This window comes from Desulfolutivibrio sulfodismutans DSM 3696 (assembly GCF_013376455.1).
GTDB classification, from domain to species: domain Bacteria; phylum Desulfobacterota; class Desulfovibrionia; order Desulfovibrionales; family Desulfovibrionaceae; genus Desulfolutivibrio; species Desulfolutivibrio sulfodismutans.
This window is the reverse complement of record NZ_CP045504.1, coordinates 1268090-1292797: the sequence shown is the minus strand read 5'-3', so window position 1 is coordinate 1292797 and position 24708 is coordinate 1268090. Positions and strand designations below refer to the sequence as shown.

The 24708-nt window shown below is 64.8% G+C and carries 19 protein-coding genes; 9 read left to right on the top strand and 10 right to left on the bottom strand.

Translation table 11 applies throughout. The annotated features are described in order from the left end of the window. Positions 1 to 138: 138 nt before the first annotated feature. Both GD606_RS20470 and GD606_RS06125 read right to left on the bottom strand, forming a co-directional pair. A complete protein-coding gene (locus tag GD606_RS20470; protein ID WP_163303115.1) occupies positions 139 to 1077 on the bottom strand; it encodes a L,D-transpeptidase family protein in 939 nt (312 codons plus the stop codon). 240 nt (positions 1078 to 1317) lie between these two features. Then, entirely contained in the window at positions 1318 to 1950 is a 633-nt protein-coding gene (locus tag GD606_RS06125) for a C40 family peptidase (protein ID WP_246299067.1), read from the bottom strand. Between the two features lie 502 nt (positions 1951 to 2452). On the opposite strand from GD606_RS06125, the gene GD606_RS06120 reads away from it, so the two are divergent. The 9 genes from GD606_RS06120 to qrcD all read left to right on the top strand — a co-directional run bounded on the left by GD606_RS06120 (position 2453) and on the right by qrcD (position 14139). Further along, positions 2453 to 4036, top strand: a complete 1584-nt coding sequence (locus GD606_RS06120; RefSeq protein WP_163303116.1) for an ASKHA domain-containing protein — start codon at positions 2453 to 2455, stop codon at positions 4034 to 4036. Further along, a complete protein-coding gene (locus GD606_RS06115) occupies positions 4026 to 6005 on the top strand; it encodes a small ribosomal subunit Rsm22 family protein (protein ID WP_163303117.1) in 1980 nt (659 codons plus the stop codon). Before GD606_RS06120 ends, GD606_RS06115 begins: the two co-directional genes overlap by 11 nt. Then, positions 5995 to 6924, top strand: coding sequence for a lipoyl synthase (lipA, locus tag GD606_RS06110; RefSeq protein WP_163303118.1), 930 nt, complete (start codon positions 5995 to 5997; stop codon positions 6922 to 6924). Before GD606_RS06115 ends, lipA begins: the two co-directional genes overlap by 11 nt. Before the next feature lie 73 nt (positions 6925 to 6997). Then, entirely contained in the window at positions 6998 to 7558 is a 561-nt protein-coding gene (gene rfbC, locus GD606_RS06105; RefSeq protein ID WP_211922226.1) for a dTDP-4-dehydrorhamnose 3,5-epimerase, read from the top strand. 121 nt (positions 7559 to 7679) lie between these two features. After that, positions 7680 to 9188: a mannose-1-phosphate guanylyltransferase/mannose-6-phosphate isomerase gene (locus tag GD606_RS06100; protein ID WP_163303119.1), complete on the top strand. Its 1509-nt coding sequence runs from the start codon at positions 7680 to 7682 to the stop codon at positions 9186 to 9188. A gap of 185 nt (positions 9189 to 9373) precedes the next feature. Beyond that, positions 9374 to 9943 (top strand): menaquinone reductase multiheme cytochrome c subunit QrcA, encoded by a 570-nt coding sequence (gene qrcA, locus GD606_RS06095; protein ID WP_163303120.1) that lies wholly within the window; start codon positions 9374 to 9376, stop codon positions 9941 to 9943. A 12-nt stretch (positions 9944 to 9955) separates the two neighbouring features. Then, entirely contained in the window at positions 9956 to 12094 is a 2139-nt protein-coding gene (gene qrcB / locus GD606_RS06090) for a menaquinone reductase molybdopterin-binding-like subunit QrcB (RefSeq protein ID WP_163303121.1), read from the top strand. 23 nt (positions 12095 to 12117) lie between these two features. Next, positions 12118 to 12882 (top strand): menaquinone reductase iron-sulfur cluster-binding subunit QrcC, encoded by a 765-nt coding sequence (gene qrcC / locus GD606_RS06085; protein WP_163303122.1) that lies wholly within the window; start codon positions 12118 to 12120, stop codon positions 12880 to 12882. Between the two features lie 12 nt (positions 12883 to 12894). Further along, entirely contained in the window at positions 12895 to 14139 is a 1245-nt protein-coding gene (qrcD, locus tag GD606_RS06080) for a menaquinone reductase integral membrane subunit QrcD (RefSeq protein WP_163303123.1), read from the top strand. Between the two features lie 202 nt (positions 14140 to 14341). Here the strand turns inward: qrcD and GD606_RS06075 are convergent, their stop codons facing one another. From GD606_RS06075 to GD606_RS06040, 8 genes are all read right to left on the bottom strand, one after another. Then, positions 14342 to 15433: an acyltransferase family protein gene (locus GD606_RS06075; protein ID WP_163303124.1), complete on the bottom strand. Its 1092-nt coding sequence runs from the start codon at positions 15431 to 15433 to the stop codon at positions 14342 to 14344. 38 nt (positions 15434 to 15471) lie between these two features. Beyond that, positions 15472 to 16302: an MlaA family lipoprotein gene (locus GD606_RS06070; protein WP_163303125.1), complete on the bottom strand. Its 831-nt coding sequence runs from the start codon at positions 16300 to 16302 to the stop codon at positions 15472 to 15474. Positions 16303 to 16364: 62 nt separating this feature from the next. Next, entirely contained in the window at positions 16365 to 16952 is a 588-nt protein-coding gene (locus tag GD606_RS06065; protein WP_246298996.1) for a Tgt2/MlaC family protein, read from the bottom strand. Positions 16953 to 17004: 52 nt separating this feature from the next. Next, entirely contained in the window at positions 17005 to 17454 is a 450-nt protein-coding gene (gene mlaD / locus GD606_RS06060) for an outer membrane lipid asymmetry maintenance protein MlaD (RefSeq protein WP_163303126.1), read from the bottom strand. Between the two features lie 62 nt (positions 17455 to 17516). After that, on the bottom strand, positions 17517 to 18335 hold the full coding sequence (locus tag GD606_RS06055) for an MlaE family ABC transporter permease (RefSeq protein WP_163303127.1): 819 nt from the start codon (positions 18333 to 18335) through the stop codon (positions 17517 to 17519). Positions 18336 to 18802: 467 nt separating this feature from the next. After that, positions 18803 to 19384: a cytochrome c3 family protein gene (locus GD606_RS06050; RefSeq protein WP_163303128.1), complete on the bottom strand. Its 582-nt coding sequence runs from the start codon at positions 19382 to 19384 to the stop codon at positions 18803 to 18805. 141 nt (positions 19385 to 19525) lie between these two features. Beyond that, on the bottom strand, positions 19526 to 21883 hold the full coding sequence (locus GD606_RS06045) for a GGDEF domain-containing protein (RefSeq protein ID WP_176629233.1): 2358 nt from the start codon (positions 21881 to 21883) through the stop codon (positions 19526 to 19528). 12 nt (positions 21884 to 21895) lie between these two features. Beyond that, positions 21896 to 24664: a sensor domain-containing protein gene (locus GD606_RS06040; RefSeq protein WP_163302211.1), complete on the bottom strand. Its 2769-nt coding sequence runs from the start codon at positions 24662 to 24664 to the stop codon at positions 21896 to 21898. Between the last annotated feature and the right edge of the window lie 44 nt (positions 24665 to 24708).

The following is a 24708-nucleotide window of genomic DNA, read 5'->3' as shown; positions in this document are numbered from 1 at the left end:
GGCCGTGGCCTCCCTGGCCGGGGAGGCCGGGGAACTGGAGGAGCTGATCCGCGAGATGCGCCGGGAAGGGGCGGGCGGGGAGACGCCATCGCCGGAGCGGGCCGCCCCAAAAGGCGGCAACGGCAGCTCGGCCCAGATTCAGCGTGCGGCGCTTTCGGCGGCCGAGGTGTCGCCCACCACCAGGAAGCTGCCCGGGGTGCTCACCGGGGTGCGATCCGGGGCCAACAGCCATGTGCCGGGTTTTTCTGCGGCCAGCCTCTCGTAGTGCCGGTCCAGGATGCTGCGGCGGTCCAGGAAGCGGTTCATGTCCGAGGACACGCGCACGCAGCCCTTGGAGTCCATTCGACCCAGGCGGGGTTCGCCCTGGTCGGGGTCCGTGGCGTGCATGAGCAGCCGCATCTGGCTTTCATAGATCCCCTGGCGGAACTCCCGGGGGCTTTGCTGGTATCCGAAATCCCACACCCGGCTGCCCTTGCCGCCGAGTCCCCGCCAGCCGTTCTGGTTTTTCGTGCCCTGGGCCCGGTAGCCGAAGTTGTCCGGCAAATGCTCGAACACCCCGGTGGGGGTGAGGAACGAGTCCTGCCCGCGCCGTAAAAGCCCGGTGGACACCAGATCCCCGCCCACAAGCGCCACCGTGGCCTTGCCTGCGTCGTAAAAACCCAGGAAGATCAGTTGGCGGGTCGGATTGCGGTCCACGTAGACAAAATACTGGTCGGGCGGGTTGTCGCCCAGGGCCGGGACGAGCCGGGTTTGGGCGTCCTTTGCCGCCTGGGCCAGATAGGCCGCATCGGCCGCGGCCGCCAGCCTGGAGGTTCTGAGGGAGAAGGCTTTTTCCGACAGGGCCTTGCGCTTTTTCATGCGTTCCAGGCGTTCCATGGTCTTGCCGGTCACGGTCTGGGCGAATTCCCGGCGCACGGTCTCCATGTCCGAAACGGCGGCGGACGGCGCGGCTGAGACGGATGCGGCCGTATCGCCTCCCGGCGCACCCGGGACGGCCTCGGCGCCTGCGGCCAAACCGGTAGAGGACCAGACGGTCCAGCAGGCCGCCGCCATGACCGGAAGGAGACAGCGGGCCATGCGCCCCAGGGCGGTTCCTGCGGGCCGGGCGTAAAACGATGTGCTATGGCCGGTCGGCCCGGGTCGGTCTGACGGACAAAGGGGTCGAGGCGGAAACGGCGTGCCGGGAATGTTGTCGGGCATGGGGTTCACGGGAAGGTGGCAGGTGGGTGGGGCAGAGGCTCTCGTCTCCTGAAACACAAAGGCGACGCTGTCCGCGCAAGACGGAAGCGTCGCCTGAAAAATCGGATTCCGGCGGGCTTAGAAGACCCTGCGGCCTCCGGCGTACCGCTGTTTCCAATAGTCTTCCTCGAGGTTGCTGACCTGCACGTTCTTTCCGTTGCTGGCGCTGTGGATGAATTTGCCGTTCTCGAGGTAGATGCCGACGTGGGAGATGCCGCGTTTGGAGCCGAAGAAGACCAGATCGCCTTTTTTGAGGCTGGTTTTGGCCACCTGCTGGCCGATCTGGAACTGTTCGCGGGAGGAGCGGGGGAGGTTGATGCCGTATCTGTTGAACACCCAGGTGGTGAAACCGGAGCAGTCGAATCCCGTGGAGGGGGTGTCGCCGCCGGAACGGTACCGGGTGCCCAGCAGGGCGAAGGCCCCGCGCAGGAGCTGGTCGGATGAACCACCGGCCTTGCCCGTGGCCAGACGGGTCGGGGGACAGGAGGTCGGGGCCATGTCGAAAAGATTCTTGCTCAAGACATCGTCTTGGGAGGAAGACGCCACCTGGATGCCCATGTCGTCAAGGGAGGCCAGACGGGACAGCGGCGTTGCGTTGAGGAAATCGTTTTTGGCGTTGAAGCCCTGGTACTGCTCGATGGGGAAATTATAAGAGGTCTTTTTGGGCTGGCATCCGGCCATGACAAAAGCCAATATAGCCAAAAATACCACCTGTTTCAGCCGTTTCTGTGGATAGCCTAGGTGATGACGAGCGTCGGTCAATTTGCTTCTCCTTATGGGAGTTGCCGCTTTCTCGGCCTATCTCGTTTGACGATCCGGTGGTCGCGCCCTACCGGGAATGCCCCGCGCTCTCGCGCCGTAGTTTCTTTGTATGCAGCGGGCGGGACCATTTCCCGCGACCACTGGTAAACCTTCAAAAGGTTTCAAGCGTCCTAAAAAACCACGGTATTTCTGTCAACCCCGAAAAACGAGGAAAAAGGCATGGTTAATATGTTTTTTTAGGAATTCCGACTGGTTGGGGATTGAAATTTTTTTCTTCATTTTTGCATTTTTTTACAAATTTATTCATGGCGTATTGCCATGGAAAGCCCGGCAATCCGCCGGATCGCATGCTATTTCCAGGAGATGGCGGGGTACGGCCGGATGATGGCGCATGACCGCAGAGAATTGGGCCGCTTTGCCTTGGTCCGGGAAAACGATAGGTTCCTGTTCCATGAACGGCGACCTCCTCGTTGTAAGCGGCCACAGCCGCCGCACCGTGCCCCTGCCCCAGGGCGACACCCTGGCCCAGGCCCTGTTTCGGGCCGGATATTTCGTGGGCCGCCCCCTGTGTTCCGGCATCGGCCGGTGCGGGGCCTGCCGGGTGCGTTTCGCCTCCGGAGCGCCGACTCCGGTCCCCCAGGACGCCAGGCGGCTTGGCCCCGGGGAGCTGGCGGCGGGATGGCGGCTTTCCTGCGCCCATCCGGCCCAGGCCGCCGCCGGGCGGGAGATCCTGGCCCCCTCGGACGTCGGGCCGGGGCCCGTCCTCAATGCGGCCCGGAAAGCGGCCCATGGCGCGCCGGGCGGGTATGTCCTGGGCCTGGACCTGGGAACCACGGGGCTGGCCTGGAGAGCCGCCACGGCCTCAGGGGGCGGCCCGGCCGTGGAGGGGCAGATGCCCAATCCCCAACTGGGGGCGGGCAGCGAGATCATGTCCAGGCTGGCCTTTGCGGCCAGGGACGGCGGGGCGGACATCCTGCGGGAGCTGGTCCTTGATTTTATGCGCCGGGTCGCCGCCTCCCTGCCTGGCCCCCTTGCCGATCTGGGCGTGGCCGGGAATCCGGCCATGATCCATCTGCTTGTGGGCCTGGATTTTTCAGGGCTGGCCGCCGCCCCCTACCGGTTGTCCTTCCGGGGGGGCTATGAAACGGTCCTTGCGCCGGATTTGCCCCCGGCATATGTTCCGCCGCTTTTGGGGCCGTTTGTTGGCGCGGACGCCTCGGCCGGGCTTTTTGCGATTATGCGCGCCGGGGCCAAGCCGCCGTTTCTTCTGGCGGATTTCGGCACCAACGGGGAATTTGTGCTGGCCCTGCCGGATGGGCGTTTCCTGGCCGCCAGCGTGCCCATGGGCCCGGCCCTGGAGGGCGTGGGGCCGCGCCTGGGCCGGGTGGCCGGTTCGGGGGTGGCCGTGGGCTTCGATCTCACCCCGGCGGGCCTTGCCCCGGTTCCATACCGGGACGGATCGCCCGCAGCGGAGGTTACGGCCATCGGCGGCACGGGCTACCTGTCGCTTCTGGCCAGGCTTGTGTCCGTGGGCGTTTTGCGCCCGGACGGCCGGTTTGCGGAGGCCGGATCGTCCCTGCCGCCCCTGGGGCGCAGGATTCTGGCCGGGCTGGCCCATGACGGGGGCGAACCCCGGCTGGATGTGGGGAGGCTGTCCCTGTGGGCCTCGGACGTGGAAGAGATCCAGAAGGTCAAGGCCGCCTGCAACCTGGCCTTTTCCGGGCTGTTTCGGGCGGCCGGGCTGGGAGTCGGGGCGCTTTCGGCCATCCATCTGGCCGGGGCCTTCGGCAGCCATGTCTCGCCGGACGACCTGGAGGCCCTGGGGTTTCTGCCCTCGGGCGGGGCGGCCAGATGCCGGGCGGCGGGCAACACCTCCCTGGACGGGGTGTGCCTTTTGACGGCCGACGCGGCGGCGCGTCGGGACATTTTGGAAACGGCCTCCCGGGTGGAGGTTGTGGATCTGGCGTCGGCCATCGGGTCGGATGATTTCGGACAGGCTTTTGTGAAAAGGATGGTGTTTCGTTATGTCGCCTAGACAGACCGGGAAACAAGGGCCGGGCGGCCCTGCCGCCACGACCCGGCCACGCGGCGACGGCCGGGTCGGTGCGCAGGGACGGGAAGGACAGGAAGGCCGCGAGGGTCGCGGCGAGAAAACAACTCGCAAGGGGCGCAGTGAGAAGACGACCCGCGAGGGCGGAAGCGAGAAAACAGCTCGCACCGGCCGTAGCGAAAGCCGGGGGCGCGCCCCAGAGGGGGGCCGTGGCGGCAAACCCGGGAAAAGCCCGGCCGCACGCGTCCCGGGCGACAGAAAAAAGCCGGACAAGGCACCAGCGGCGAAGGCCCCCCAGATCGTCTCACAGGCCGGGACGATCCTGCCCTGGACCCGGGAGGGCCGACTCTTTCCCGCCCCCGGACCCGATGCCGCCGCCGCCCTGGTGGCGTACGAGGCCCTGCTCAAGACGGTCATGCCGCTGCGCATCTCCCATGCCCGGGAACTACCCTCGGCCATCCAAAGCCTGTCCGCCTCCCTGACCTGCGAACGGGCCGCCGGTCCCAAGCCGGGCTATCTTTCCGATCCCCGGATGCTTGCGGCCTACGCCTGGTATTTTCTGCCCTGGAACCTGTACCGCTTAACGCGCCTGTTGCGCGGCCTGGATCTGGATCTGCCCGACGGGGCCACGGTGGTGGACGCCGGATCGGGGCCGTTGACCATGGTCCAGGCCCTGTGGATCGCCGCGCCGCGCCTGCGCACGCGGCGGATCAACTTCGTGTGCCTGGACCGCTCCCGGGCCGCCCTGGCCCTTGGCCGGGAGATGTTTTTGGGACTGGCCGGGGAGGAGACGCCCTGGCGGGTGGAGACGGTGCGCGAGGAACTGCCCAGGCTCCCCCGGGGCGTGGCGGATCTGGTCACGGCGGCCAACGTGCTCAACGAACTGGCCTCCAGGCGTTCCCAGTCCCTTTCCGAAAAGACCGGGCTTATGGCCGCAACCCTGTGCGGCGCGCTGCGTCCCGGCGGGCGGCTGCTTCTGGTCGAACCCGGGATCCGGGCCTCGGGCAAGCTGCTCTCCAGGCTGCGCGAGAATCTTATTGAGGACGAGGAGATGTCGCTTCTGGCCCCCTGCACCCATGCCGGGGCCTGTCCCCTGGCGGCCCGGGGGACCGGAACATGGTGCCATTTCACCGTGGACGCCGTGGGCGTGCCGCCGTGGCTCGAAGCCCTGTCCAAACGGTCCGGGCTGCCCAAGCGGGATGTGAGCCTGTCGTTTCTTTTCGCCGGGGACCGGGCGGCAAACGCCGATCCCGCCCTTGGCCGGGTGGTGTCCAACCCCTTCCCGGCCCCGGGGCGGGAGGGGGAATGGGCCAGGTACGCCTGCGCCGCCGGTGGCCTGCGGCTGTACATGACGCCCTCCCGGGGGGGGCTTGTGCCCGGCGATCTGGCCCGCACGCCCAGGCTGCAATCCCCGGCCCGGGACAAAAAATCCGGGGCGGCCATCTATATCCTGCAGGCCCCGCAGTGGGAGGAGGGCCGGGGGCCGACGGCCAAACCCGCCGCCGAGCGTCCGGCCGACAAGGAGGCCCGGTCGGACGGCGATGCCCGGGCCGTGCGTCAGGGCCGGGAGAAACGGCCCGGTTCCCGCGCCGCCAAGGGGGGCGCAGGAGCGGATCGCGACAGGGAGGCCGCCGGATCGGGGCGCGGGGGAAAGGCGTCCGGCAGAAGGGACAACCCGGCCGATTCGGACCAAGGGCGCGGCCGCCCGCAGGAACATCCCGGGCGGGAATCCGGGAACAAGCCACGGCCCGGGACGGCCCGGGGCAAGGCCCCGGCGGGGGCTCCCGAACGGTCGAAATCCTCCCGTGGCGCAGCCAGACCCAAAAAAACGCCGCGCGGCGATTCCCCCGCCAAAACGCCTTCGGCCGGTCGGCCGGGCGGGAGAAAATCCTCTCCATCCACCGGGAGGGCGTCCTCCCGCGCCAAGGACACGGGCCGCGACCATGACCGCTGATCCAAATCCATCGGCCTCGCCCGCCCGGGGCAAACGCCTGCCGCCCTGGCTCAAGGTGGGGCTGCCGCGCAGTGCGGATTTCGCCCGCACGGCCTCCCTGGTGGCCGCCCACGGCCTGTGCACCGTGTGCAAAAACGCCCGCTGCCCCAACATCTTCGAGTGCTATTCCCGGGGCACGGCCACCTTCCTGATCCTGGGCGAACGCTGCACCCGGGGCTGCACCTTCTGCAACATCGCCTCGGGCCCCCCGTCCCCGCCGGACCCGGACGAACCGCAACGGGTGGCCCGGGCCGCCTTGGAGCTCGGGGTCCGGCATGTGGTGGTCACCTCGGTCACCCGCGACGACCTGCCCGACGGCGGGGCCGGACATTTCGCAGCCGTGACCGCGCGGCTGCGCGAGACCCTGCCCGGGGCCGGGGTGGAGCTTCTGACCCCGGATTTCGGGGGGTGCGCCGCATCCCTGGACGTGGTTCTGGACGCCGGTCCCGATATCTTCAATCACAACGTGGAGACCGTGCCGGAGCTTTATCCCCTGGTGCGGCCCCAGGCCGATTACGGCAGGAGCCTTGCCGTGCTGCGCCGGGCCGCGTCCCGGCCGGGCATGCGGGTCAAAAGCGGCTTCATGCTCGGGTTCGGGGAGCGTCCGGACCAGGCCCGCCGGGTGATCGAGGATCTGGCCCGGGCCGGGTGCGCCATGATCACCGTGGGCCAATACCTGCGTCCCTCCAGGCGGCATCCCGAGCCCGTGCGCTACGTCCATCCCGACGAATTCGCGGAACTGGCCGCCTTCGGCCGGGATATCGGGGTGGCCGGGATGTTTTGCGGCCCCCTGGTGCGCAGCTCCTATCACGCCGACGAACGGGCGGCGGCCCAGGAAGCAGGCAGCACTGCGGCTGCGGGCGGTTGTGACGGGGCGTGAAATCGGTTACCTATTGGCCCGCGCGGCTTGCCCGGCAAGAAGGGGCGGGCCGCGACGTCATGCCAAGGAGCGGATGGTGCAGGTCACTCCAACGGATTTCCCAGGTCTTTGCGTGCTCGAACCCAAGGTCTTCGGCGACCATCGCGGATTTTTCACCGAAACATACAATCGCCGCCTCTTCGCCGAACTCGGCCTGAACTACGATTTCATCCAGGACAACCATGCCCGCTCCAATACCAAGGGCGTCTTGCGCGGGCTGCACTTCCAGTCGCCGCCGACGGCCCAGGCCAAGCTGGTGTGGGTCACCCGGGGGGCGGTCTTCGACGCCGTGGTGGACATCCGCAAGGGTTCCCCCACCTTCGGAAAATGGTACGGCCTGACCCTGTCCGAGGACAATTTCAAGCGGCTCATGGTCCCGGCCGGGTTCGCCCACGGCTATGTGACCTTAACCGACGTGGCCGAGTTCCAGTACAAGGTGGACGCCTACTATTCCCCGGCCCATGACGGGGGCGTGGCCTGGAACGATCCGGACATCGGCGTGCCCTGGCCGGTGACCGCGCCGGTTTTGTCCGACAAGGATGCGGCCCTGCCCAGGCTGTGCGACATCGAGTCGCCGTTCGTTTTTGCCGGATAGGCCCCTTCGGTCTGTCGCCGGGACGTTGGGGCTTGGGCGGGCCGACCACCGAGAGCGGCGTGCGGTCGGCGCGGGCTGCGGCGCAAGCCGTGGCCAACCCACAACAGTGAAGGAGCCTGCCATGGGCCAGACCGGGGACATCGCACAAACGGCGGGCGCGTCGCCCGCGCCAGGCGTTCAGGCCATCATCCTGGCCGGGGGGTCGGGAACGCGGCTGTGGCCCCTGTCGCGGACCCTTCTGCCCAAGCAGCTTTTGGCCATAAACGGCGAGAAAACCCTGCTCCAGAACACCCTGGCCCGGACCCTGAGCGTCTTCCCGGCCCGGGGCACCTGGGTGGTGACCAACGAGGAGCATGTTTTCGAGGTGCGCGGCCAGTTGCGCCGCGTGGACCCGGGACTCGAAGCCAACATCCTGGCCGAACCCATGGGCAAAAACACCCTCCCGGCCGTCCTTCTCGCCCTTGACCGCATCCTTGGCGAGAATTCCCCCGAGGCCCAAAGCGGCGTCGTGGTGGGCGTGTTCCCGTCCGATCACATGGTGGGCGACGTGGCCGCCTGGAAGAGCTGCGTCGAGCGTGGCGAGTCCCTGGCCCGGGACGGCTATCTGGTCACCTTCGGAGCCCGGGCCGACACGCCCGAGACCGGCTACGGCTACATCCGCCGGGGGGCCGCCCTGGGCGACGGGGCCTATGTCGTGGACGGCTTTACGGAAAAGCCCGACCTGGAGATGGCCCGGTCCATGGTCGCGGACGGCGCGCATCTGTGGAATACGGGCATGTTCCTTTTTCGGGCGGACGTTTTTCTTGCGGCCGTGGAAAAGCATGCCCCGATGCATTTCGCCTGGTGGCGGGCGCGCCGTGAAAAGCCCTTGATCCTGGGCTATGGCGGCATTCCCGAACTGTCCGTGGACTATGGACTGCTTGAGCGGATGAAACGCCTGGCCGTGATCGAGGCCGGTTTCGACTGGGACGACCTGGGCAACTGGGCGGCCGTGTACCGCCTGGGGGCCAAGGATCAAAACGGCTGCGTGGTCCAGGGGGACGTCCTGGCCCTGGACTGCCATGACAGCCTGCTGGTTTCCCGGGGCGGCAAGCTGGCCGTGACCGGCATCAGCGACATGATCGTGGTTCAGACCCGGGACGCCACCCTGGCCTGTCCCATGTCGCGGCAGCAGGGCGTCAAGGACGTGGTGGCGGCGCTGGCGGCCGAAGGAAGTCCATTGGTCGAGGCCCATGTCACCGTGCGGCGTCCCTGGGGCAGCTACACGGTTTTGGAGGAAGGGCCGGGATACAAGATCAAGCGCATTGAGGTGTTGCCCGGGGCGCGGCTGAGCCTGCAGATGCACCACCACCGCAGCGAGCACTGGGTGGTCATCGCCGGAACGGCCGAGGTACAGCTCGGGGAGCGGATTTTTTTGCTCGCCGAGAACCAGTCCGTGGACATTCCCAAGACCACGGAGCACCGCTTGTCCAACCCCGGCAAGGTGCTCGTGGAGATCATCGAGATCCAAAGCGGGCCGTATCTGGAAGAGGACGACATCGTGCGCTACGACGATGTGTATGGCCGCCGGGTGGGCGGGGCGGACAGCCCGGAAATCGATAGGGCGCAAAAGCGGCCGGAAGGGGAGTGAGGCCGGACGGGGCTTTTGGCCGCCGGACGCCGGGCTAGGGATGCGCCACCGGCCGATTTCCTGCCTAAGTATTCGTGAATTTTTTCATTTGTCCTTGACACGGCGCGTGGCTCTTGCTTAAAAAGCGCGGTGCCGTAGGTACTATCGAAATGCTATGTGAACCACAACGAACGGGGCAGGGGATTATGGAGGAAAGACAATCGAACAAGGCGGGCGGCGTCGGCGGCGTCGTGTTGCTCTTTCTGGTCGGTTTCGTGGGGGCGCTCGTCGTCGGCTGGTGGGTTTTCCCACAGCTTCTTTTCAGCCAGAAAACCCAGCCCATCGGGTTCAGCCACAAGGTGCACGCCGAACAGGGGCTGGACTGTGAAAGCTGTCACACGTTCTCCAAGACGGGTCAGTTCATCGGGCTGCCGAGCACGGCCTCCTGTGCCGAGTGTCATCCCGATGAAACCGGCGGCGCGACGGATGCCGAAAAAGAAATCGACAAGTTCGTCACGCAGTACGCCAAGCCCGGCATCGAGGTTCCTTGGCTCGTCTACCAGTACCAGCCGGACAACGTCTTCTTCTCCCATGCCGCTCACAGGGGGTTCGAATGCACCACGTGCCATCCTGACGTGGCCAACATGGATTCCCCTCCGCCGTATCATGAAAACAGGCTTAGCGGCTACAGCAAGCAGACCATGAAGATGTGGGAGTGCGAACGGTGCCATGCCTCAATGGGCACCAGCAACGCCTGCTACGTCTGCCACAAATAAGGGGGGAGAAAAGTGGGACTTGATCGCAGAGCTTTCATCGGACTCGTGGCGGGTGGCGCCGTCGGTACGCTGTTCACCCCCATTCCCTGGAAACTGGCGGATGACGCCGCCATTTGGACCCAGAACTGGCCCTGGATTCCCCGGGTGCCGCGGGGCGAGGTAACCTTCGCCACGACCGCCAGCAAGCTGTGTCCCTCGGGGACCGGCCTCAAGGTGACCCTGGCCGGGGGCAAACCCATCACGGCTTCCGGCAATCCCGAGCATCCGCTCAGCCAGGGCAGCGTGTCGCCCATCGGGGCCTCCGAGGTGTACATGCTCTACAGCCCCGCCCGGGTGCGCACACCCATGCGCAAATCCGGCGGGAAATTCGAGCCCATCACCTGGGAGCAGGCCCAGACGGAGCTTATGGCCAAGTGCAAGGCCGCCGGAAACAAGGTGGCCTGCATCAGCGGCGACGTGGGCGGCACGGTCGGCGAGGCGCTTTCCGCCTTCCTGGCCAAGGTCGGTTCCGCCGCCATGTACGCCATGCCCGGCGAGGCCGGGCCCGCCGCCGCCGGATTCAAACTCATGGGCGGCCAGGGCCGGGTGGGCTTTGACATCGACAACGCCGACTGCGTTCTGATCCTGGGCTCGGACATCTTCGAGGGCTCGGGCGTTTCGGTGCGCAACCGCAAGGCCTTTTGCGCCTCGCATCCGCTGGGCAAGGACCAGACCGCCAAGTACGCCTACGCCGGGCCGGTGCGCAACCACACCGGGTCGGTCAGCGATGCCTGGATTCCCGTGGCCTCCGCCCATCTGGGCACGCTGGCCCTGGGCATCGCCTGGCATCTGCTCAAGGCGGGAGCGACCACCGATGCGGCCGACATGGCCGACTTCAAGAAACTTGTCGAGGCCAACTATTCCCCGGACAAGGTTTCCAAACTGATCGGCGTCGGGCCCGAGGTGTTGGCCGGTATCGCCAAGAACCTGGCCGCCGCCAAGGCCCCCCTGGTCATCCCCGGTTCCGAAATGGGACAGGGCATGGGGCCTGGGGCCTTCATCGCGGGCATGAGCCTGAACATGCTGCTTGGCCGTATGAACAAGCCCGGCGGGGTCATGGCCCTGCCCGAACTTCCTGCGGTGTTCCCCGGCGCGGAAACGCCTTCGGAGATTTTGGCCCGCGATCTTCCCGGCTACCTGAAAGGCGTCGGCGAGGGCAAGGCGGCCGCTCCCGAGGTGCTTTTCGTCTATGCCGCCAACCCGGCCTACGGCCTCCCGCAGTCCGGGGCCATGGCCGCTGCCCTGGAAAAAATCCCCTTCAAGGTGAGCTTCGCCTCGTTCATGGACGAAACAGCGGCCATGTGCGATCTGATTCTGCCCAATTCCCTCACCCTGGAGCGCTTCGACGATGTGGCCACCCCCTACGGGTCGGCGTTTTGCAGCATGACCCTGGTCAAGCCCCTGGTGGCTCCCATCTTCGACACCAAGACCACGGCCGATTTCATCCTGGATACGGCCAAGAAGATGAACCTGGCCCTGGGGCACGACTCCCTGGAGAAGGCCCTCAAGGAAAAGGCTGCGGTTCTGGCCAAATCCGACGGCTTTGTGGCCAAAGAGACCATGCCCTGGGAGGTTCTGGCGGGAAAAGACAAACCGGCTTTCGACCCTGCCGGGTTGTGGAAAAGCCTCGAAGCCGGACTGGCCTGGGTCAAGGTCGGCCAGGTGGCCCAGACGGGCCTTTCGTTTGCCTCCAAGGTGCTGGCGGCCCTGAAGCCGACCCAGGCGGAGTTGTCCCTGGCCGGCATGGCCCAGCAACGCACCGGGACGGCGGCCACCGGACTCCCGGCCCAATGCCTGACCGCCATTCCCGACACGGATTTGAAGGATGGGGCCTCGATTGTGCGGCTCAACGCCGCCACAGCCAAAAAGTACGGCCTGTCCCAGGGATCGAGCGTGACCCTCTCCGGCGCGGGAGCCTCCTGCCCGGCCAAGGCGCATATCTCCGAAAACGTCATGACTGGCGTTGTGGCCGTGCCCATGGGCTTCGGACATACCGCCTTCGACGCGTTCTCCAAGGGCAAGGGCGATAACTTCCTGAAGATCATGGCCGCCTCCGCCGAAGATGGCACGGGCATGACCGTTTGGGCTGGCTCCGAAGTGAAAATCGCCTAAAACCAAGCCAAAGGGAAGCCGACATGAGCGCAGCGCATCAGGAATTCGCGACCAAGTGGGGTCTGGTCATCGACATCGACAAATGCACGGGCTGTGGCGCGTGCATGGTCGCATGCCAGACCGAGAACAATATCGCCCCCGAGCAGGACGCGTCCAACAAGCTTCGGACGCTGACCTGGATGAATGTCTACGAACTCAAAAACGGCAAGGAGTTTCCCCAGGCCGAGGTGGCGTTTCTGCCCCGGCCCTGCATGCAGTGCGGAAACCCCTCGTGCGTGCCCGTGTGCCCCGTTGTGGCCACGGACAAAAACGAAGACGGCGGCATCGTCAGCCAGATCTACCCCAGGTGTATCGGCTGCCGGTACTGCATGGCCGCCTGCCCCTACCACTCCCGTTACTTTGGGTGGTTTGATCCGGTTTGGCCCGAGGGCATGGAGAAAACCATCACCCCGTTCACCTCGACCCGGCCGCGCGGCGTGGTGGAGAAGTGCCACTTCTGTCACCACCGCTGGAATCAGGCCAAGGATGCCGCCCGTATCGCCGGAAAGGATCCGAACAACCTTCCGGACGGCGCATACAAGCCTGCCTGCGTCGAGGTGTGCCCCACCGGCGCCATGGCGTTTGGCGACCTGAAAAATCCCAAGCACAAGGTGTACGAACTCTCCAGAAGCAAGTATGCCTTTCGGCTTCTCGAGCGGCTTGGCACCGATCCGCAGGTCTACTACATGACCAAGCGCGACTGGGTGCGGCGTCAAGGCGATAATTACCTCCCAAACGAAAAGGCGTAGGAGGGGGATACGATGTCCTTCATTGAAGCGGAAAAAAACTGGTATCCCGAAGGGGTCAGCCGGTGCGGCTTGGGGAAATTCCTGGGCTGGCTTACGATCCTGGCGGCTGTTCTGGCCTTCGGCGTCGTGGCCGCCCTGTTCATCTTCATCTTCGGCATCGGCGTCACCGGAATGGACAACTATTTCGGGTTCGGGCTGTGGATCACCTTTGACCTGGCGGTGATCGCCCTGGGCGCCGGGGCCTTTTTCACCGGCCTTTTGCGCTACATCATCCGGATCGACGAGCTCAAAGACATCATCAATCTGGCCGTCATTATCGGGTTTATCTGTTATTCCGGGGCCATGCTCATCCTGACCATGGACATCGGCCAGCCGGTGCGGGCATGGTTCGGCTACTGGCATCCCAATGTCCATTCCATGCTCACCGAAGTGATCTTCTGCATCACCTGCTACCTGACCGTGCTCATCATCGAGGTGGTGCCGCTGATATTTGAGCAGAAGCAGCTCAACAAGATCCCGCTTCTGCACCACATCGCCCACAACTTCCATGTGGTCATGCCCCTTTTCGCGGGCCTGGGCGCCTTCCTGTCCACCTTCCACCAGGGATCGCTGGGCGGCATGTACGGCGTGCTCTTCGCCCGCCCCTATGCCTTCCGCGAGGGCTTTTTCATCTGGCCCTGGACGTTCTTCCTCTTCGTGCTCTCGGCCATCGCCTCGGGACCGTGCATGACGGTTTTGGTGTGCGCCCTCATGGAGAAGATGACCGGACGCCAGTTGACCACCTACCGTGTCAAATCGCTCATGGCCAAGATCGGCGGCACCATGCTCCTGATCTACATGGTCATGAAGTATCTGGACACCTGGGCCTGGATCACCAACCTTCTGCCCAAGGCCGGGCTGACCTTCGACCAGATGTTCTATGGCATGATCTACGGCAAGTGGCTCATGTTCCTGGAACTGGTGGTGTGCATCCTGGTCCCGGTGATCTTTTTGCTGGTGCCCGCCCTGCGCCGTCGCCCGGCGTTCATGTACTGGGCCTGCATCCTCAACTGCCTGGGCATTATCATCAACCGCTACGTGTTCACGGTGCAGACCATCGCCTTCCCGGTCATGCCCTTTGATTCCTGGATGACCTACGCCCCCAATTGGGCGGAGTGGGCCACCACATGCATGATCCTGGCCTACGGCGGCATCATCATGAGCCTGGCCTACCGCTACCTGCCCCTGTTTCCCCAGGAAGTGCGCCTGAACAAGTAGTCTCCCGAGGCCCACAGCCTGGACTGAATCCGAAGCCCCCCGTCCGTCATGCGGATGGGGGGCTTTTTTGCGCCCGGCCCTTCGCCGTGCCAGGTTCCGGACTCGCCCTTCCGCCCTTGCCGGGTGAATCCGAGGCAAGGTGTGGCCGACCGCCAAGACGCCGGGTGGGCTTGCCTTCAGGGAGGCAGGGGGCTGGCGGCGTTCAGGACCGGGGCCGCAGACGGAAGGGCAGCCGGGCCAGGAGATCGAAGGCGGGCTGCGCCACGATGCACAGCAGGATGAAGACGCTCAGGGTCAGGGCATAGAGGAAGGGGGTGGACAGGGCTCCGGGGGTCAGGATGCGGGCCCCGACGAAAAAATAGTAATAGGGTTCGAAGAGATAGATGAGCAGCGTGGCCCGGCCGATGGCGCACAGAAGACGTTTTGTCGGCAGGGGCAGGCGGCCTTCGAAGGCCGCCCGGGCCGTGGCCAGCAGCATGAGATAATAGAGTACGGCGCTGACCGCCTTGACAAGCGGGGACAGCGTCGTTGAGGCGAGCAACCCGGCAAAGGGCAGGCACAGGACGAACGCAACCCAGCCCCTCAGTCCGGAAGCACTGGAGAGGGTGTTTTGGGGAGCGTCGACAGCCGTTTTTCTGGTCCGGTACATGGCCATGCCCCAGGCGAAAAAGAGCAGATGGCCCAGGAGAATGTTCTTGTAGACGACAAGCGACAGCCAGGGTTCGTCTAAGGGCGGCAGCCACACCTGATAGACCAGATTGAGGCCGAGGGCGGCCAGGGTGACCAGGGCGGTGAAACGCCCTGGCCCGAGGCGGCCGAGCATGGAGTGGAAGAGCGGGGCGGCCGCGTAGCAGTGCAGGATGCTGGTAATGAACCAGTAGGGGGAAATGTACCCCGTATAGGCGGCCAGACCGTAAGGTTTGCCGGAGATGGCCACCATGGTCCACAGACCCAGATAATAGGCGGGATAAATGCGCAGGGCCCGTTCAAGGTAGAAGCGGCCTACGGCCGGGAACGTCACGCCCTGGGCCAGACGCCGCTCAAGGCTGGCCTCGATGCCCAGGCCGCTGATGACGAAAAACAGCCCCAGGTAACCGTTGAGGGCGGACACCAGCATGGGCTGGTTGCCTATCTCGTGATAGACGTAGTGGGACAGGAGCACGCCCAGTATGGCAACGCCCTTCAGGGCATCGGTGGTCAGGCGGGAAACGGCCGGGGCGTCCACCCGGCTGGGTGGACGCCCCGGTACGCAGCCGGGAGGCGGCGTGAAAGGGCCGGTGGACGTGTTGGGCATGTACGGTGACCGCGAACGGGGTGAGAGCCCCGCCGAGATTACTGGGCGATGCGTCCTCGACGGTACTGGATGTAGAAATCACGCATGGAGACGTAGGGCTCCAGAGCGGACTTCTTCATGGAATCGTAGTCGTCGAGATACTCCGGCAGACGGTTGAAACGGTTGCCGGCGCTTATGACATAGCTCAGATACCAGGTCTGATCCTGTCCCTTGTAATCCCAAAGGCCGAAGATCCAGGTCAGGGGGTTGGCCGCGACGTCGCCCACCAGTCCCACGGAGTCCCGGGCGCTGGAGGGCCCCAGGAAGGGCCACACGATGTAGAAGCCTTCGCCCATGCCGTAGTAGCCCAGGGTCTGTCCGAAATCCTCGTCGCCGGGCTGGAGGTTGGGGTCGGACTTGGCTAGGTCGAAGAAGCCGCCCACGCCGAAGGTGGAGTTGATCATGAACCGTCCGAACTCGCGGGCGGCCTTGGTCATGTTGAGCTGGAGCAGGGCATTGAGGAAGCGTATGGGAAAGGTGAAGTTGTCGTAGACGTTTTTCATTCCCGTACGGGCGAACTCAGGCACCACATACCGGTATCCCTGCACCACGGGACGGATGCCGGTATAGAAATAGTCGTTGAAGGTGAACCAGAAGCGGTTCCAGCCCAACAAGGGGTCGTTGACGGGTGTGGAGGCCAGATCCTCCGCATCTTCATCCGGAGCGTCCGTCGCGGGAGCGGCGGCCTGTTCGGCCTGGGCGCTTGATTCCGCCGGAGGGGCGAAGTCTCTGGCCGCCTGGCTCTTTTTTCCGTTGCATCCCGTCGCCAGGGCAAGGGCGGAGAACAGTGCGCACACAAGCAATATCCGGAGGAAGGGGGAGCGGTTCATGGTATTCCTGTGGCGTGTGTGTCTGGCGTACGGTGCTGGGCCGCATCCAAGACGTTTAAGATTTATGATTTTTTTCCAAGCATATCTATGAGTTTGTCAGGCGACTCTTTCATCAGGATCTGGGAAAACTGGTTTCGGTAGTTCTGCACCAGACTCACCCCTTCGATCACCACGTCATAGACCCGCCACCCGTTGGCGTTGAGCATGCGGTAGGTGATGGGAATGTCGCGCCCCTTGCTGTTGACGATGGTGGGGATCTCCGCGCGGTCGGCTGCGAGCATTTTTTCCCCGAGATAGTTGACCTTCTCATCGGTGTAGCTCTCGATGCGGTCAAGGTAGGTGTTTTGTAAAAGGGTCAAAAACGCCTCGGAAAAACGCTCCTGCTGGTTCGCTGAAAATTTATCCCAATTGGTGGCCAGGGCCCGGCGGGAAAGCTCCTTGGCGTCGAAAATGCCCTGGACCGTCTTGATGAGCTTTTCGCGCATCACGGGTTTGGTGGCCGTGTCCTTGTAGGCGGGATCCTGCAAAAGCAGGATGACTTGGTCCACGGAGCGTTGCAAGGTCTCCTTGGGGGTCTCGGCCCAGGCCGTGGCCGGGAGCAGGACCAGGATCGCGAAGAGAAAGGAGAGCCGTTTGAAATCACACATCATGCAGGTCGACCTCGGAATGGTTTCACGGGGAGGCTTTTGCCGTCGCCGCGTGTTATTTGACGCCTCCAAAGACGTATTTGCCAATCAGGTCCGTGAGATCCACGGACGACTCCGTTTCCACCAGCATGCCTCCGGGTTGGACGAACACACCAGAACCGCCTGGAGAAATTTTGACGTATTTGTCGCCGATGAGCCCGCTGGTCTTGATGGACACAATGGCGTCGTCCGTCAGACGAACGTCTTTTTGGATGCGAAGCTCCACCACGGCGATATTGTCGTCAGGGGCGAGGCCGATGGAGGCCACCTTCCCCACGCGAACCCCGGCCATTTCTACGAAGGCCCCGGTTCCCAACCCCGTTACGTCGTTGAAGCGGGCGTACACATGGTAGTCGTCACCACCGAAAATTTCCATTTTCCCCAGTTTGACGGTCAGATAGGTGACGCACAAAAGACCCGCCAGGACGAAGATGCCGACGGCCGTCTCAATGGTGTATTTTTTCATGTCGCACGGATTGTACGGTCATCCCGCCCGGCTTGCAAGGACCGCGTCGGCGGTCCCGGGGTTTAGAGCAAAAATGTGGTCAGGGCGTAGTCCGCCGCCAGGATGGAGACGCAGGACACGACGACCGCCGAGGTGGTGGCCAGGCTGACGCCCTTGGCGCCGAAGCCGCCAGGCCGCATATGGGCGAAATAGCCCTGGTAGCAGCATACGGCAGCCACCAGGAGCGCAAAAACCAGGGATTTGACGAACCCGCCGCTGACGTCGGCCAGAACCACCGAGGCGTCGATGCGCTGGAAATAGACCCCGGGGTTGATGCCCAGCATGATCACGCCGGTCAGGTAGCCGCCCAGGATGCCGATGACGTCGAAAATGGCCGTGAGCAGGGGAAAGGAGATGATCGCCGCAGCCAGACGCGGGGCGATGAGATAGCGCATGGGATCGATATCCATGGTCGTTAAGGCGTCGATCTGCTCGGAGATGCGCATGATGCCGATTTCGGCGGCCATGGACGATCCGGCCCGGCCGGTGATCATGATGGCCGTCAGAACCGGCCCGAGTTCGCGGATGATGGACAGGGCCACGGCGGCCCCCAAAAGACCCTCGGAGCCGAACTTGACCAGGGTGTAATAACCCTGCAGGCCTAGGACCATGCCCGTGAACAGCCCGATGAGCGCGATGACGAAAATGGATTTGACGCCGATGAAATAGACCTGCTGAACAATTTTTTTGATTTGCAGGGGCAGGGAGAAAATGTGGCGCAACCCGAAAACGGTGAAGAGGGCTAGGCCCCCGAGCTCGGAAATGCCGCGAATGGTGGCGGCGCCGAGGCGGGCCAGGGGGTTTTTAGGGGCGAGGACGCCGACGGCGGAGGGTTGCGTCATGGTACGGTGTCGATCCCGGGCGACTTTCTTAGACTTTCATACGGTTGTTGTGAAAGGCCGTCCCTGACTAGCATTGTTTTGCGTCCAGGCAAAGCATGTCTGGGGGGGATATCCGGAAAAGGTGGGCCTTTCCCGGCATCGCCGCTACGTTCGTGTCCGGAAATATGCAAGCCGGATGCCGAAAAGAAACGGCCCACGGGGTGGGCGTTGGGCTGTCGCCCTGGACGGGAGGCTCGAAAAGAAGACATGGGTTGCGGCGACCCCCCGCGCCCGAGGCGAGGAGGGCCTCTATCACCAAACGCCAGATCGGGGAATAGGCGATCCCCTGCGTCCGAGGCGAGGAGTCTGGCGTCTCTCCGCCCGGCGGCTTGGCCGTTGTCGACGCCGCAAAGCCCCGGTTTGTCGAAACCGGGGCTTTGCCGACAGCCTGGACGTGCCTCTGGGGGGGGGCGTCGCCGAGACGGACCTTAGTTGGCCTTGATGGGAGCGCCGGGCTTGCCCGGGGTGGTGCTTGCCGGGGCGGGCGGGGTCGTCGGCGTCGTGGCGGCGCCAGCTTCGGCCTTGGCCGGGGCCTTGGCCGCCTTGCCCAGGGTGGCCGGATCGGACTGGCCCGGATGGCAGGAGGCGCAAAAAACGCCCATGTCCTTGCCGTTATTGGTGTTTATGGTGAGGTACTTGTAGTTCTGGTTTGACGGATGGGGATCGTGGCAGCCCACACAGGTCAGAAGCCCCTTGCGCAGCATGGCCTCGGGCACCTTGAGCTTTTTGGGGGTTACGCCCGTGGGGTGGGAGTTTTTGAGCATGATGGGCGTGATGCCGCTTTTGTCGTTGTGGCACCCCAGACACAGGGCGTCCACCTGGGCCGGATCGAGCTTGCCGCCAAACGCCGTGGACTGTTCGGCCAGGGGGGCCACGCTGAAGATGAAGGCGCCCTTGGACGCATGCACGCTGTGACAGTCCTTGCAATCCACATCGTGGCCCGCCGCCAGGGCCGAACTGGAACAGAAGATCGCCCCGAGGGCGAAAATCGCCACCGCCATGCGTTTCATGAATCCCTCCTCCGTAAGCGTGAGACCTCGGGCCAAGGCCGATGAAAACACCCTTTTTGCGGGTTGTTACACCGCATGGCGAGGTGGATCAAGCAGGGATCGTGAAAAAAATCACCTTTCCGGGTCGTACTCCCGGCGGCGTCAGCGCGATGGCACGGACCCCAGCGGCGCGCGGCGGTCTTTGACGTAGGAGTTCCCGGGCCGGGATTTGGCGTATTTTTTCACCTCGGCCACCCGCCCGCTGAGCTCCTCCATGGTGAAGGGGTGGGCGAAGGCGCAGTCCAGATAGCCCAGGGACAGGGACATGAGGGGAAACTCCCCCTCCCGGCCGTCGCGGCCCCGGCCCACGATGAATCCCCTGGCCCGGTCCTCGGCGGTGTACAGCTCCGGGGCGGAGGCGGCGAAATGCTGGCAAATGAGGTGGCAGATGTCCTCGGCCTGTTTCTGGCCGCACATGATGATGAAATCGTCGCCGCCCACATGCCCGATGAAGTCGTCGGGCTCCCCATGGTGGCTGACGGACTCGCGCAGCACCTCGGCCGCCAGCAGGATGGCCTTGTCGCCGCTTTTGAAGCCGTAGACGTCGTTGTAGACCTTGAAATTGTCCAGATCCACGTAGATGAGGCTCGACGGAATCCCCTCCCGGGACCGGCGGTTGATCTCGGCCTCGATGGCCACGTTTCCGGCCAGACCCGTGAGCGGATTGGAGCCTTTGGCCAGTTCCACCTGCACCCGGGCCATGCTGTCCAGCATGGTCTGCACCGAGACCGTACCAAAGAAGGCCCCGCCCTCCGTGACCAGGATATCGTCATAGATCTTGCGGTTTTCCCGGCGCATGGCCAGGCTGGCCACCTCTTCCAGGGGCCGGTCGCCCTCGACCACCAGGGGGTCGCGGTCCATGAGCTTGACCACCTTGCGATCCGAATACAGCGACAGCCCGAACTGGGTGCTCAGATGCCGGTCCAGGTTGTAGTTCATGAGGATTCCCAGCGGCCTTTTGCCGTCCACAATGACCACGTTGGCCATGGGCGGGCGATCCTCCAGGAGCTTTTTCACCTCCCGGATGGTGGTCGCCGGGCCCACCACCAGGGTCTCCTGGATGAGGTTTTTCACCGGGGTCGAGCACTTGAGCTCGCCCCGGCCCACATCGGAAAAGGAGGCCAGGGCGGGGATGCGCGGGGTCACCAGGGGTTTGGGGAATTCGGGCCGGGAGAAGTAGTAGCCCTGCCCGGCCTGGACCCCCATGGAGGCCAGGGAGGTCAGTTCTGTTTCGGACTCGATGCCTACGGCGATCACCCGGCCTTTGATCTTTTCCCCAAGGCACACCAGGGTCTCCATCATGACCCGGTTGAAGGGGTTGGACTGGATGCCGCCGATGACCGACACGTCGGCCTTGATGAAGTCCGGGCGGATGCGGCACAGGGCCCGCAGGGTCATGTTGCCCGCCCCGATGTCGTCCATGGCCACCCGGATGCCCGAGTCTCGGTACAGTTCGAGTTTTTGCTGGAGGATGTCCAGATCGCCTGCGGTCTGGCGCTCGGTGAATTCGAATACCAGGTTGCCGGGGGTTAGGCCGTGGTCGCCCAGGTAGCCCGGGATGCCCGCCGGGGTGAACTGGGGATCGGTGAAGGAGGCCGGATGGATGTTGATGAAAAGCAGTTGCCCGGGCTCCATGGGGCCAAGCCCGGCCACGGCCGTCTGGAAAAAGAGCTGTTCCAGGGCGAAGACCTGGCCGATGCTCTCGGCAAAGGACAAAAGGGCCAGGGGATCGTGAAACGGCGTGTCCTTCGGGCCGCGCAAAAAGGCCTCATAGCCCAGGACCGTGCCCGGGGCGAAGTCCACGACGGGCTGATAGGCCGGCTGCAGCAACTTGTCGCGCATGATGGTCAGAAAGAGTTCGTGCAGTCTGGCCCGGGTGTCGAGCATCTCCGCCGTGTTTTCCCGCCCCAGGCGCACGGCCCGCAGATAGGCCCCCAGGGAGGCCCGGTCCATGCGCTCCCGGTCGTCCGGGTGGGCGATGTCGATGGCGCTGTACCCCACGGCCAGGGGCAGGGAAGGCTCGTCGGGGCCGAAGGCGTGCCGTGCGGCGGCGGACAGGGTCTCACGCCGGATGTCCGGATAGGCCTTGGCCAGGGTGGCCTCGCGGCCCGGCGGATGGGCCAGGATCATGACCGCCTCGGCTGGCCCGGCGGTGAAAAGCGCCACGGGACGGCAATCCGGAACTTCGTGCCGCAGGGCGTTTCTGGCGGCCTCCACCAGGCATTCCATGACGAAAAGGCCCTGGCTGGGGCCGCTGGCCCCCTGCAGGAAGGCCGCTTCAGGCATGCCCAGGGTCAGGATGCCGAGGCCTTCGCTTTCGGCCTCCTCGCGGATCACGCCCCACACCTCGTCCGGAAGAAACCGCCGGACCTTGCCGACCAGGGCGTTTTTCTCCAGGGTTCTGTTTTTTTCGAGCATTCCTTTGAACATGAGCGACGAGGCGATTTCAGGATGATTCATGGCGTCACCTCCTTAAGGAAGCGTCCTTGAATGCGTGTCCGGGTCAGGGGTGTCGGGCGAGGACGAACGGGCCGCGGCGCCATCCACCACGGACTCGAAGGGCCCGGGCCGGGCGAAGCGGTAGCCCTGGCCCAGGCGGCAGTCCATGTCCACCAGCCGTTCCCATTGGACATCCGTTTCGATGCCTTCGGCAATGACCGACATGTCCAGGTTTTTGGCCAGGGCCAGAATGGAATGGACGATCTTGCCGTTTTTGTCCCCGATTTGCCCCAGCCCGCTGATGAAAGACCGGTCGATCTTGAGCGTATCGAAGGGGAAGGCGTGCAGATGGCTTAAGGACGAATAGCCCGTGCCGAAGTCGTCCATGGACAGACCCACCCCGAGTTCGCGCAGACTCTCCAGAAGCAGGGCGGCCTGGCCGGGATTGGCGGCGATGGCGCTTTCCGTGACCTCCAGCTTGAGCAGTTCCGGGGCCATGCCGGTGTCGGCCAGCACCCGGCGGATGTCGTCCACCAGGCCCTCGTGGTCGAACTGTCGCACGGAGAGGTTTACGGAGACGAAAAGTGTCTCCTTTGGCCCGGCCTGGGCGTTGAAGGCGGCCACCCGGCGGCAGGCCTCGGCCAGGACGAAGCCGCCGATGTCCACGATGAGTCCGGTTTCCTCGGCCATGGGCACGAATTCCATGGGCGCGATCAGCCCCCGGGTGGGGTGCCGCCAGCGGACCAGGGCCTCGACGCCCACGATCAGGGACGGGGCAAGGGACAGGATGGGTTGGTAGTGGACCTCGAATTCGTGACGTTCCACGGCCTTGCGCAGATCCGTCTCCAGGGCCAGGAGGCTGACGGCCTGCTTGTGCATCCGGGAATGGAAGACCCGGTAGCCGCCCTTGCCCCGGGCCTTGGCCTTGAACATGGCCGTGTCCGCGTCGCGCACGATCTGGTCCGGGTCGGTGTAATCCGGGGTGCTGTAGACGATGCCGATGCTGGCCGAGGCGAACACCTCGGCCTCATCCATGGCGAAGGGCCGGGCCAGGGATTCCCGGATGCGCTCCGCCACCCGGATGGCCTGCCGGTCGTCGTCGATCTCGTCGAGCAACAGGATGAATTCGTCTCCGCCGAAGCGGGCCACCGTGTCCACCCGGCGCAGGCATTCCGCGATCCTGCGCCCGATCCTGGTCAGGAGCCGGTCGCCCACGGAGTGGCCGAGGGAATCGTTTATGACCTTGAAGCGGTCCACGTCCACGAAGAGCACGGCGAACTGATAGCCCTGCTTGCGTTTGATGCGCTCGATGGCATGGGTCAGGCGGTCCAGGAAAAGCGCCCGGTTGGGCAGACCGGTCAGGGCGTCCAGGAAGACGTGGCGTTTGAGTTGTTCTTCGAAGGCCTTGCGGTCGGTCACGTCCCGGCAGTTGAGGATGATCCCGGACACGGCGTCGTCACTGAGGCAGTTGGTGGCCGTGGCCTCCAGGGAGAGGAGGGAGCCGTCGCGCCGGAAGCGCCGGAATTCGAAGGAGGGGCTGTCGCCGGGATTGGCCGCGACGGCCCTCAGGATGCCCCCGAACATGGTGCGGTCGTCGGGATGCATGTGTTTTTCGAAAAGCGTCCCGGCGGTCTCCTCGATGCCCAGCCCCAGGCGCTTGGCGGCCGAGGGGCTCTCGTGGAGGATGCGGCCCTGGGCGTCCACGATGGTGATGATGTCCGTGGATTTTTCAATGATGGAGCCGTGAAAGCGTTCCCGGCGGACCAGTTCGTCCATGGCCCGGCGCTGGCGGGTGATGTCGCCGCCCACGCACAGAACCCCCGTGACCACGCCGTTTTCCAGGATGGGCCGGTTGGCCCAGGACACGAAGACCCGTTCCCCGTTTTTGCGCAGGTTTTCGTTTTCGCTTTCGGGATAGCGCTCGGGTCGGGCGCAGACGGCGTGGAAAAAGCCCGCCAGGTCGCGCCCTGCGGAATCCACGGGGGGGAGGATGGTCTCCAGGGCGCTTTTACCGACCAGTTCCTCCCGGGAGAATCCGAAAAAGCGCTGGGCGAATTCGTTGGCGAAGGTGATGCGGCCCGACCGGTCCAGGCGCAAAATGATGCAGTTGGTGAGCTCCACGATCTCCCGGTAGCGTTCCTCGCTGTTTTTCATGGGGGTCACGTCGCGCACCACGGCCAGGACGGAACGGCCCGCCAGGGGGGTCAGGGTGGCGGAAAAATGGCGGCGCACCCGGCCAAAGTCCGTCGAGAAATCCACATGCTGCACCCCGCGTTCCTTTCCCGCGCAGGCGAGAGCCCGCCAAACGGCGGCCAGGTCTTTTTCATCAAGCAGCCGGGCGATGTTTTTCCCGGCCAGCCGGGCCGGGTCGAACCCTTCGGCAGGGTAGGCCGTCCGGACAACCCGCAACAGTCGCCCGTCGAGATCCACCTCCACCACCATGCTGCGCATGGCCGTGAGTATGGCCTGCATCTCGTGGCGCAGGCGGCGGGCGGGCCGGAGAACCATGGCGATGGCAGGGTCGGCCTCGGCCCCGCGGCGGCTTTTGGGGACGACGGCCAGGGTCAGGGCCGAGACGGCGGCGAAGGTGGCGGCCAGGTATTCCCAGTTCGTCGCCTGAAATGGCGCGGGCAGGGCGACCAGGGCGGCTTCGACGGCCCCCAGGGCGGCGGCATGTTTTCCTGTTTCGAGGGCGGCCGCCGGGGTGACGGGGGCCAGGGCCGTCAGCGTCAGGGCGCCTGCGGCAAAAGCGGCCAGGGCGGCAAAGTGGGCGAGGATCGTTCCCGTCATGCGTCGGGGCATGAGTCGTTCTCCCTGCATGCGGTAAAAAACCGGCGATGCGTGTT